At 74.0% G+C, this 11,186-nt stretch carries 9 protein-coding genes; 4 read left to right on the forward strand and 5 right to left on the reverse strand.

The window, feature by feature from the left end; all coding sequences use genetic code 11:
- Nucleotides 1–38: 38 nt before the first annotated feature.
- The 3 genes from I003_RS0119965 to I003_RS0119975 are packed head-to-tail and all read right to left on the reverse strand — an operon-like array spanning nucleotide 39 to nucleotide 4,142.
- Nucleotides 39–710 (reverse strand): ATP-binding cassette domain-containing protein, encoded by a 672-nt coding sequence (locus tag I003_RS0119965; protein WP_027773126.1) that lies wholly within the window; start codon nucleotides 708–710, stop codon nucleotides 39–41.
- Complete coding sequence (locus I003_RS32695; RefSeq protein ID WP_078564204.1) at nucleotides 707–3,700, reverse strand: branched-chain amino acid ABC transporter permease/ATP-binding protein; 2,994 nt, start codon at nucleotides 3,698–3,700, stop codon at nucleotides 707–709. The genes I003_RS0119965 and I003_RS32695 overlap by 4 nt, the downstream gene beginning before the upstream one ends.
- Before the next feature lies 1 nt (nucleotide 3,701).
- Nucleotides 3,702–4,142 (reverse strand): hypothetical protein, encoded by a 441-nt coding sequence (locus tag I003_RS0119975; RefSeq protein WP_027773127.1) that lies wholly within the window; start codon nucleotides 4,140–4,142, stop codon nucleotides 3,702–3,704.
- A gap of 226 nt (nucleotides 4,143–4,368) precedes the next feature.
- On the opposite strand from I003_RS0119975, the gene I003_RS0119980 reads away from it, so the two are divergent.
- From I003_RS0119980 to I003_RS0119990, 3 genes are all read left to right on the forward strand, one after another.
- A complete protein-coding gene (locus tag I003_RS0119980; RefSeq protein ID WP_486584301.1) occupies nucleotides 4,369–4,881 on the forward strand; it encodes an MTB12 C-terminal domain-containing protein in 513 nt (170 codons plus the stop codon).
- A 1-nt stretch (nucleotide 4,882) separates the two neighbouring features.
- Complete coding sequence (locus tag I003_RS0119985; RefSeq protein WP_027773129.1) at nucleotides 4,883–6,205, forward strand: ABC transporter substrate-binding protein; 1,323 nt, start codon at nucleotides 4,883–4,885, stop codon at nucleotides 6,203–6,205.
- Nucleotides 6,206–6,277: 72 nt separating this feature from the next.
- Nucleotides 6,278–7,504 (forward strand): glycosyltransferase family 4 protein, encoded by a 1,227-nt coding sequence (locus I003_RS0119990; protein WP_027773130.1) that lies wholly within the window; start codon nucleotides 6,278–6,280, stop codon nucleotides 7,502–7,504.
- A 19-nt stretch (nucleotides 7,505–7,523) separates the two neighbouring features.
- Here the strand turns inward: I003_RS0119990 and ctaD are convergent, their stop codons facing one another.
- Nucleotides 7,524–9,224 (reverse strand): aa3-type cytochrome oxidase subunit I, encoded by a 1,701-nt coding sequence (gene ctaD, locus I003_RS0119995; RefSeq protein WP_486584302.1) that lies wholly within the window; start codon nucleotides 9,222–9,224, stop codon nucleotides 7,524–7,526.
- Between the two features lie 408 nt (nucleotides 9,225–9,632).
- Between ctaD and I003_RS0120000 the strand changes: the two genes are divergently transcribed.
- Nucleotides 9,633–9,857 carry an I78 family peptidase inhibitor gene (locus I003_RS0120000; protein ID WP_051368345.1) on the forward strand — a complete coding sequence of 75 codons (225 nt, stop codon included), beginning with the start codon at nucleotides 9,633–9,635 and terminating at the stop codon, nucleotides 9,855–9,857.
- 5 nt (nucleotides 9,858–9,862) lie between these two features.
- Here I003_RS0120000 and I003_RS0120005 read toward each other — a convergent pair whose 3' ends face one another.
- Nucleotides 9,863–10,804 (reverse strand): phosphatase PAP2 family protein, encoded by a 942-nt coding sequence (locus I003_RS0120005; RefSeq protein ID WP_027773133.1) that lies wholly within the window; start codon nucleotides 10,802–10,804, stop codon nucleotides 9,863–9,865.
- Nucleotides 10,805–11,186: the final 382 nt, after the last annotated feature.

Consider the following 11,186-nt stretch of genomic DNA (forward strand, 5'->3'; position numbering starts at 1 on the left):
AGCGTGCCACCGGGCGCCACCGGGGGTACCCCCGCCAGTCAGGGCGCAGCCGGTCGGGGAGGCGCCCCCACCTCGGCGGGCTCGCCGCTGAACACCACGTTGCCGCGACGGAGTTCGTGCACCACCGTCGCCGCGGCCGCAAGGCCGGGCGGCAGGCTCTGTTCCGCGACGACGACGGTGGCGGCGAGCCCGCCGAGCAGTTCGTACGTACGGGCCGCCACCGCGGCGGACATCCCCTGGCCCGGCTCGTCGAGCAGGACGAGCCGGGCGGGGGACAGCAGCGCCCGGGAGACGGCCAGCATCCGCTGCTCGCCGCCCGAGAGGGTGCCGGCGCGGTGCGTCAGCAGCCGCGCCAGCTCCGGGTACGCGGCAAGCGCGGGACCGGTGTCGCCGCCGGGGGCGGCGAGCCGCAGGTTCTCCGCGACGGTCAGCGAGCCGAACACGGCGCGCACCTCCGGCGTCAGCGACAGCCCGCGGCGGGCGCGGGCGTACGCGGGCATCCGCGTGACGTCCTCGCCGCGCCACACCACGCGCCCCGCGGCGAGCGGCACCGTCCCGGCGAGCGCCCGCAGCGCGGTCGTACGGCCCGAGCCGTTGCGGCCGAGCAGCACGGTGAGCCGGCCGGCGGGCACCGGGAGGTCGACGCCGTGCAGGGCCTCCAGGGGGCCGTAGCGGACGCGGGCGCGGCGCAGGGCGATCTCGGTGCTCACGGGGCCTCCGCGGGTGCGCCGGCGGAGCCGGCGGGGGCCGCCGGGGCGGCCGGGCCGGTCGCGCCCGTGGCGCCGGTCGCGTCGAGCACCTGGGCGGCGGTGCCGGAGGCGACGATGCGGCCGGCGGCCATCGCGTGGACGGTGTCGGCGAGTTCGCCGACGAGTGCGAGGTCGTGCTCGACGACGAGCAGCGCCATGCCGTCGGCGGCGAGCGCACGCAGGACGCGTACGAGCGCGGCGGCCTCGGCGAGGTCGAGGCCGGCGGCGGGCTCGTCGAGCAGCAGCACCCGGGGGCCGCCGGCGAGGGCGCGGCCGAGTTCGACGCGGCGGAGGGTGCCGGTGGGCAGGTCCTCGGCGGGCGCGTCGCGCAGCGGTCCGTCGAGGCCGAGGAGCCGCAGCACGCGGTCGGTGGCCGCCGGGTCACGGACGTGCCCCTGCTCGGCGCCCACGCCGACGTTCTCGGCGACGGTGAGGGAGGGAAAGACGGCGGGCTGCTGGAACGTCCGCGCGAGACCGAGCCGGGACCGCACGTGCGCACGGCGCCGCGTCACGTCCCGCCCGTCGAGCACGACCCGCCCGGCGCGGGGCCGGAGGGTCCCGGCGAGACAGTGGAACAGGGTGGATTTCCCGGCGCCGTTGGGCCCGACGAGCGCGGTGACCTGACCGGGCACGACGCGGAGGTCCACGCCGGAGAGCACGGAGAAGTCCCCGTACGACACCGCGATCCCGCGGGCGACGAGGCCCGTCCGGGGCGCTTCGGGCGTACGGGATCCGCCGGCGGCGAGGGGGCCGGGCCTGCGGAAGCGGCCGGCGGCGCGGGCGGAGGTCCGCGTGCCGCGGGCGCCGGACCGGGCGTCGCCGGTCGGCAGCCATTGGCCCGGGCGCGGACCGGGCGAAGCCCGGCGGCCGGCATCCCGCGCGTGGCCGGGCTCTGCGCCCGCGGCGTCGCCCGCGTCGGGTCCGGCGCCGCCGCGGGCGCCGACGCGCCCTGCCGCCTCCGGCGGGGCAGCCTCGGCCACCGCGTCGCCCGCGGCATGCGAAGAGGCGTACGAGCCCTGCGTCGTCCGGGGCCGTGACGCTGCGCCTCGGGCGCCCTCCGCCGCCACCGCCGGCCGGAGGGGCGCCAGCCTCGTCCGTACGCGCAACCCCAGCGGCGTCAGCCGCGGTGGTCGTCGCCGGCGGGCCGCCGCCCGGTGGAGGGCCTCGTACAGGCCGCCCGGGAAGCGCCCCAGGAGGACTGCCAGAACGCCGATCACCGCCGCCGCCATGCCGCCGCGGGTGCCCGCGTCCAGCCCCACCAGCAGGGCCGACGCCACAAGTGCGCCCAGCATGCTGTCCGCGCCCACCACGACCACCGCCGCGAACCACAGCAGGCCGCGGACCGGATCGAAGGCCTGGGGGTCGAAGGCGCGTGCGCCCATCGCCAGTATGCCGCCACCCAGCGCCGCCAGAGCCGCGCCCGCGGCGAAGGCCGCGACCTTCAGCGACGGCACAGGCACCCCCGCCGCCGCGGCGCCGGACTCGTGGTCGCGCATCGCCGCGAGCGCGCGGCCCGGGCGGCCCCGGCGCAGCGCCCGGGCAGCCGTCACCGCGGCGGCGAGCAGCAGCAGTTCGAGGACGTAGAACGCCCGGTCCCCCGTGAAGCCCGCCGGGCGGCCCAGCGTCAGGCCCGACGTCGCGTAGGGCTGCGCGAAGACGAAGCGGCTCACCGCCACCCCCACCGCCAGCGTGACCAGCGCCAGCGCCAGGCCCTGCCGCCGGATCGCCGGATATCCCGTGAGCAGCCCCAGCGGGGCGACCAGCAGCACCGCGACGATGAGTGCCGCCAGCTCCGGAAGCCCGGGCAGGCCCGGGAACCGCCCCGACGCCAGCAGCGCCGTGAACAGCGCCCCCAGCCCCGCGTACGCCGCCTGTCCCAGCGAGACCTGGCCGCCGTGCCCCGTGACGACCACCAGCGACAGCAGCACCACCGCCAGCGCCGGCACCTGGACCGACGTGGCCAGATCGGAGCCCGCGAAGCCCAGCGGCAGCAGGAACAGCACCCCGGCGACCAGCCAGGTCCGCCCGTCGCCGGCCGCCGGGGCCGGCGTCTCGGCCGGCACCCGCAGGAAGCCGTCGCCGGAGCCGGCCCGCAGCCGCGGCAGCGCCAGCGCGGCCACCAGCAGCAGCACCGCGTAGAGGTTCGCCCCCAGCGCCTGCACCACCTGTTCGCCCCAGCCCTCCGGATGGAGCCGGGTGAGCTGTGCCTGCCCCACGCCGACCGCCAGCGCCACCGCCACGACGGCGGGCAGGCTCCGCAGCCCGGCCGCGACCGCGACCCCGGTCACGGCCATCACCAGCAGCGGCAGCCCGTACGGGTCCAGGCGGTACTCCGGCGCCAGCAGGACGCCCGTGACGCCCGCGGTGAACGTGCCGAACGCCCAGCCGGCGTCCGCGACCCGGTCGGCGTCGATGCCGCTGAGCGCGGCGAGCCGCCGGTTGTCGACCACCGCGCGCAGCTCCCGCCCGAACCGGGTCCACCGTGTGACCGCCGCCACCCCGCCCGCCAGCGCGACCGCCGTACCGAGCTGCACCCACGGGTCGGACGGCAGCAGTTCCGGCGCGTCCGTCCGCGCACCCGTGCCCCACAGGAGCCCCGCCGCCCCCGTCAGCAGCACGAACACCCCGAGCGACGCCACCAGCGCCTGCGCGCCGCCCGCCCCCGACCCGTCCGCCTGCAGCACCGACAGCGGCCGGAAGACGAACCGCCCCATGAGCAGCCCGATGCCGGGGGCGACGACAAGCAGGCTGACGGCCGCCGCCGCCCACAGCGGCCAGTCCCAGCCGACGGCGAGCTGCCGCATGACGTACGCGGTGACCATCGCGACCGCGCCGTGCGCGAGGCTGAGCACGCCGGTGGCGCGGTACGTGACGACGAGGCCGATGCCGGAGAGTGCCGCGGCGCTGCCCACCGCGAGCCCGGCCAGCGTCAGTTCATACGTCAGCGACACCTCATGCCTCCGGCGCGGCGGCGTCCCCGGGGTCCGGCTCGCAGACCGGGCACGGGGTCAGAGCCCTCCCCTCGTCGGCGGCTTCCGCGGGATCCGCGACCGGTACGGCGCCGGGCTTGCCGCCGACGAGAGCGCAGCCGGGACGGTGGTAGAGCGTCCCGCCGGGCACCGCCAGGTACGGGCCCTCCCCGCCGGACTCCGCCGCGGGCCCGGGCCCTTGAGCCGGGCCGGGAGTGCCGGGAGCATCCCCGTCCGCCGCCACCAGCAGCCCGTACAGCTCCTCCACCCGGGCCGCCGCCAGACCCCGGTCGCCGCGCGAGAGCAGCACGGCCCCGGCGACGATCAGCGCCGCCCCGGGGATCGTGCACGACGCCAGGTACGGAATCTGCCGCTCGGCGAACCGCTCGCCCGACACCCCGTACCAGCCGACGGCGCACAGCACGGCCCCGGCGGCGAGCGCGGCCCAACCGCCCCACTGCAAGGCCACGGCCTTCAGCGAGTCCCCGCGTGCGTGGCCGGTTTGCCGCATTCTGCCCCCTGTGCATCTCAGCCGCCTGGGAGGCACTATGCCGTGTGTGGTTCTCCAGCGCAGTAGAGCGGACGGATCGGCGGGACACTCAGGGCACGACGACGTTCAGGGGTGAGGACGGATGACCCGAGGAGCACGCATGCGCAGCGCCGCGTGGCTGGTCGCCGGGGTACTGCTCACAGGGCTGGGAGCGGCCGGCTGCGGGGACGACGGCGGGGGCGCGGACACACCGGAGAAGCTGCCGAGTGCGCAGGCCTCGGAGAGCAGCCCCGCCGCCCCGGAGGGCGGCGGGGAACCGGCCGACCCCGCGGCGGCGGAGAAGGAGATCGAGGAGAACTGGACGACGTTCTTCTCGCCCGACTCCGACGCCGACGCGAAGCTGGCGGTGCTGGAGGACGGCGAGGCGATGCGGCCACTGATGAGCGCGTTCGCCGATGACAAGCGCTGGAAGCAGGTCGGGGCGAAGGTCACGTCGGTGGAGTTCGACTCCGCCGAGGAGGCGGACGTGACGTACGACATCGCGCTCAAGGGCCGGACGGTGGTGCCCGGCGCCACGGGCGTGTCGGTGCTCCAGGACGGCACCTGGAAGGTGTCGAAGCGGGCGATCTGCACGCTCGTCGAGATGAGCGGTTCGCCGGGGCCCGGGTGCTGAGTTGACCGGGCCGGGGCGCGCCGCGCTGGCCGTGACCGCGCTGGTGCTGCTGACCGCGGCGTGCGGCAGCCGGGTGCCGGAGAGCGAGTTCACCGAGCGGCCCGCCGGACGGGGCGGCGACGCCGCGGCGGCGGGTGAGGCGCGCGGCGAGCCGGTCAGGGTCGGCATCATCGCCAGCGAGACGAGCCCGGTGGGCGACGCGTTCAGCGGGCCGCAGGACGGCGCACGGGCCTACTTCGAGGCGCTGAACGCGCGCGGGGGCGTGAACGGCCGCCCCGTCGAGGTCGTCACCTGCGACGACGGCGGCAGCGGCCTGGGCAACAGCGACTGCGTGCGCGAACTGGTGCTGAAGGAGAAGGTGTTCGCGCTCGTGGCCACCACCTCGCTGAACTACGCCGGCGCGCCGCAGGTCAGCGAGGCCGGCGTGCCGGACATCGGCGGCCAGCCGATCGGGGCCGCGTACGAGACGTACCCGCACCTGTACGGCATCTACGGCAGCCGCGCCCCGCGCACCGGCGGCAAGGCCGGCTGGGACGGCGACCTGTACGGCGGCACCGAAATCTACCGTTACTTCAAGCGGGAGCACGGTGCCCGCACCGCGGCCGTCGTCTCGTACAACCAGGCGGCCTCGGCCTCCTACGCGCGCAGCGTGGCCGACGGGCTGGAGGCCGAGGGCTACGACGTCGTCACCGAGCAGGTCGACTTCTCGCTGCCCCACTTCGAGGCGGTCGCCGCCGACTTGCGCGACCGCGGCGTCGACCTCGTCTTCGACGCCGTCGACACGGCCGGCAACGCCACACTCTGCCGGGCACTCGACGAGGCCGGCGTGGAGCTGACCGCGAAGGTCACCAACGTGCAGAACTGGAACTCCAGCGTCCGCGAGGACTACGCCGACGCCGAACGCTGCCGCAACTCCCTCTGGGTCACCGGCTCCAGCCGCAACTACGAGGACACGGACGATCCGGCGGTCAGGGCGTTCCGCGACGGTATGGACCGCTACGCGGAGACCGATACCCGCTCCCAGTGGCAACTGGAGGGCTGGGCCGCGGCGATGTGGTTCGCGGACGCGGCGACGTCGTGCGGCGCGGACCTGACGCGCGCGTGCGTCGAAGACTTCATGGCGCGCGCCGAGCCGTACGACGCGGACGGGCTGCTGCTGCCCGCCCGCTTCGAGCAGGTGCCCGAACCGCCGCGGACCCGGCCCACGTGCGTGTCCGTCGCGCGCTGGCGGGACGACGCGAACGAGGGCGCCGGCGGCTGGGTCGGCCAGGGGGAGATGACGGAGAACTGCTTCACCGTGCCGCAGCTCCCGTACCGGCCCTGATCTGGCGTGATGCGGGCTCCCCCCGGCTGTGCGAACCTGGTCGGGGGGACTGCACCCGTCCCGAGGTAGACCATGCGGATCTCCTTCCTGATCAGCAACGCGTACGCCGTCGGGGGCACCGTCCGCACCACCTTCACCCTCGCCCGTACGCTCGCCGACCGGCACGACGTGGAGATCGTCTCGGTCTTCCGCCACAAGGACGAGCCGGTCTTCGACGCCGGGCCGCACGTGCCCGTACGCTCCCTCGTCGACGAGCGCCCCGACAGCCCCCGCGACGCCACGGGGCGTCACCCCGACCACGCCCTCCCCGCGCGCCTCTACCCGTCCGCGGACGGCCGCTACGACCAGTACAGCGCGCTCACCGACCGCCTTCTGGCCGCACACCTGCGGACGCTCGACGCCGACGCGGTCATCGGCACCCGCCCCGGGCTCAACGTCGCCGTCGCCCGGCACACCCGCCGCGGAGTCCTGCGCATCGGCCAGGAGCACCTGACGTTCGGCACCCACCCCCGGGAGTTGCGGGTGGCGCTGAGCGCCGCGTACCCGCGGCTGCACGCCGTCGTCACGATGACGGATGCCGACGCCCGCGCGTACCGCGAGCAACTGCGGCTGCCGGGCGTGGTGGTGACCGCCATCCCCAACGGTGTCCCGGCGCCGTCCGTGCCGCCGTCCGACAACTCCGCCCGGTGCGTCATGGCCGCCGGCCGGCTCGCACCCCTCAAGCACTTCAACCACCTCGTCAAGGCGTTCGCCCGGGTCGCCAGGGCGCGCCCCGACTGGCATCTGCGCATCTACGGCAACGGCCCCCGGCACGACGCGCTGCGCGCCCAGATCGACCGCCTCGGCCTGTACAACCACGTCCTCCTCATGGGCACCGTGCACCCGCTGGAGACGGAGTGGCCGAAGAGTTCGATCGCCGCGCACACCTCGACGCTGGAGTCGTTCGGGCTGACCATCGCCGAGGCCATGCGCGGCGGCCTCCCGGTCGTCGCCGCGGACTGCCCGCTCGGCCCGCGGGAGATCATCCGGGACGGCGAGGACGGCCTGCTCGTGCCGCCGGGCGAGCCGGCGGCCGTGGCCCGCGGTCTGCTGCGGCTCATCGACGACGAGGACCTGCGCCAGGAGATGGGCACCGCGGCGCTGGCGAACGCCGCGCGGTTCGACCCGGCGCGCGCCGCCGAGCGCTACGACGACCTCTTCACCCGGCTCCACGCCCACCGCCCGACGCTGCCGCTGACGGGCACGGTGCTGAGCGGGCTGTACGCGCACCGCACCCGGGAGGGCGCGGAGGCCGCCTGAGGGCCGCTTTCGGCCGCCCTCACTCCGCCTCCGGATCGACCATGTCCCGCTTGCCGGCCGGCCCGCGCTGCTCGTGCGTGACGGCGTACGGGTGGTGCAGGTCGAAGGCCGGCGACTCGGAGCGGATCCGCGGCAGGGCGGTGAAGTTGTGCCGCGGCGGCGGGCAGGAGGTGGCCCATTCCAGGGAGCGGCCGAAGCCCCACGGGTCGTCCACGTCGACCTTCTCGCCCTCCTTCGCCGTGCGCCACAGGTTGTACAGGAACGGCAGCGTGGAGGCGCCGAGCAGGAAGGCGCCGATGGTGGAGATGGTGTTGAGCGTGGTGAAGCCGTCGGTGGCCAGGTAGTCCGCGTACCGCCGCGGCATGCCCTCCGCGCCCAGCCAGTGGTGCACGAGGAACGTGGCGTGGAAGCCGACGAACAGGGTCCAGAAGTGGATCTTCCCCAGTCGCTCGTCCAGCAGCTTCCCGGTGAGCTTCGGCCACCAGAAGTAGAAGCCCGCGTAGGTCGCGAACACCACCGTCCCGAAGACCACGTAGTGGAAGTGGCCGACGACGAAGTACGTGTCCGTGACGTGGAAGTCCAGCGGCGGCGAGGCCAGCAGCACGCCCGTCAGCCCGCCGAAGAGGAAGCTGACCAGAAACCCGATGGACCAGAGCATCGGCGTCTCGAAGGAGAGCGAGCCGTTGATCATCGTGCCGATCCAGTTGAAGAACTTGACCCCCGTGGGCACCGCGATCAGGAACGACGCGGCGGAGAAGAACGGCAGCAGCACCGCCCCGGTGGCGAACATGTGGTGCGCCCAGACCATGATCGACAGGCCCGTGATCGCGACGGTGGCGGCGACCAGCATCACGTAGCCGAAGATCGGCTTGCGGGAGAAGACCGGGATGATCTCGCTGATGATGCCGAAGAACGGCAGTGCGATGATGTAGACCTCTGGGTGGCCGAAGAACCAGAAGAGGTGCTGCCAGAGCAGCGCCCCGCCCACGGATCCGTCGAAGACCACCGACCCGAACCGCCGGTCCGACTCCAGGACCAGCAGCGCCGCGGCCAGCACCGGGAACGCCATCAGGACGAGGATCGAGGTGAAGAGGATGTTCCAGGTGAAGATCGGCATCCGGAACATCGTCATGCCGGGCGCGCGCATCCCGATGATCGTGGTGAGGAAGTTGACGGCGCCCAGGATCGTGCCGAAGCCCGCCAGCGCCAGCCCCATGATCCACAGGTCGGCGCCCACGCCGGGGGAGTGCACCTCGCCGTTGAGCGGCGCGTACGCGAACCAGCCGAAGTCCGCCGGGCCGCTCGGCGTCAGATAGCTGCTCACCACGATCAGCCCGCCGAAGAGGAACAGCCAGTACGACAGCATGTTCAGCCGGGGGAAGGCCACGTCGGGCGCGCCGATCTGCAGCGGCATGATCTCGTTGGCGAACCCGGCGAACGTCGGCGTCGCGAAGAGCAGCAGCATGATCGTGCCGTGGATGGTGAACGACTGGTTGAACTGCTCGTTGCTGAGGAACTGCATCCCCGGCCGGGCCAGCTCGGCCCGCATCACCATGGCGAGCAGGCCGGCGAAGAGGAAGAAGGCGAACGAGGTGATCAGGTAGAGGTGCCCGATCTTCTTGTGGTCCGTGGTGGTCAGCCAGTCCACGACCACCGCGCCGTGCCGTCGGGCGCGCGGGGGAGCAGGTGCCGGTGCCGGTGCCGCCTGAGTCGTCCCCATCGCCTGTGCACCTTCCGCTCGTAGGTCACGTGTGACGACGCGCGCGTCCACGGCACGACGGTGCCACCGGCGGACGGATCCGGCGTGCTACGCGCGTTCGCCCGGTGTGTCGCGGAGAGTCGCCCGGAGGTTTTATGCGGAGTTGACACCGGGCACCGCCGGACGGGTGAAATCCGGTGAATTCCAGGGGGCCAGTCGGGTAAACGGCCGGTGTGATTAGCGACGCTGGCAGCAATTCCCGATAGCCCGTCAGGAAGTGCCTCTCGGACGCTTGTACGGGCCCTGTTTTCACCCCTCGACGGCCGGCGGGCGCTGTGACAGAAGTGTGACCCGCGGTGAACAGGGCCGGGACATGCCCGTGGTCCGCCGCCCTACCGCGACCGTGACCAGGGGCATAGCGTGGACGCCATGGCGACTCCACCGAACGTGCCGGCACCGTCCTCGAACCCCGACGACGACCCCGAGGGCTATGTCGGGCTGGCCGCCTCCGAGGCCGAGGAGCGGGCCAGGGGCCGCGGCTGGACCACGGTCCGCTCGCTGCCCCCCGGGGCCATCATCACCATGGAGTTCATGGGCGGACGGCTGAACTTCACCGTCCAGGAGGGCCGGGTGACGCGCTGCTGGGTCGGGTAGCGGGGTCAGCCGCCCGTGCGCGCCTGCGGCCGGCCCCCGGGGCGGTCCGACGGCGGGCGGCGGTGGCCGCCCGGGGTGACGGGCGGACGCTCCGGCCGCGCGGTGTGCGGGCGTGAGGCCAGGTGTGGCCAGGTGTCCGGGCGGGCGGCCGTGCCCGTTCCCGAGCTGAGCCGGGCCATCTCCCGCGCGGTCTGCGCGCCGGCGCCGGTGGGGCGCTGAGAGACTATGGAGACGCGCGTGGCCAGCGGGGACAGTGAGGCCGGTGCGGGCGGTCCGGCGGCGGCGGAGCCGCGCAGCCGGTCCCGCAGATGCAGCAGCCACGCCTCCGCGCGGGCCACGCCGGGCTCGAACCAGGGCAGGGCCAGCAGCACGAGCAGGCCGGCGACCCAGCCGAGCAGCACGTCACTGAGCCAGTGCGTACCGAGGTAGACGGTCGTGCCGCCGACGCCCAGCGCCACCATCGCGCAGGCCACGGAGGCGGTCCTGCGGGCCCGCGGCGTCGTCGCCAGATAGGCCACGACACCCCAGGTCACGACGGCGTTCGCGGTGTGACCCGAAGGGAATATATCGCCGCCCGCCCACATCTCGTTCGAGCCGATCTCGGTGGCGTAGTGCGGGCCGAGCCGGCCCATGCCGATCTTCGCCGCCCCGACCGTGAGGTTCAGCAGGAGCAGCGACCCCGCCAGCATGAACAGCGGGCGCAGGGTGTGCTGGCGCCAGGCGCGCCAGCCCAGCCAGGCCAGCACCGCGACGGCGGTGGGCGCGCGCTGGCCCAGCACCACGAAGTAGTCCAGGAAGGCATGGAACTGCGGCCACTGCTTGTACGGCCGGAAGAGCATCAGCTGCCAGTCGAGGTGCACCAGCCACGAGGTGGTCACCACGGCCGCGACGATCGCCGCGTAGACGGCCAGCGACGACCAGAACAGCCACAGCCGGGTCCTGGTCATACGCGGCCGCCGGCCGCCGTGTGTGGTCGGGCGCTCCGCTCCCTGCGGACGCCTCTCTTCGGTACGCACGGAATCGACGCTACATCGCCGACTGCCGCGGATTGACCAATCGGACCGCTTTGTAATGCCGATGTGATGTGGACTCCGCCCTCAACTGCACTTACCCCACCGCCATTTCAGGACTCACGTCTTCCGCTTTCTGTGAATATCTGAGTTCGGCCAATCGGTCAATTGATTTTGCGTTCCTCCGTTTATCGGAGTTTCGCCGCGCCGTTGCGGACCGTTCACCTGCGGACGGTCCGGGTCGTGGGTGTGTGACGGGCGTCACACAGGGTGGGCAAAGCTCTCAACCAGTGACTTCCCGGACCGGGGGCGGGCAATC

Source organism: Streptomyces sp. CNQ329, from assembly GCF_000482585.1.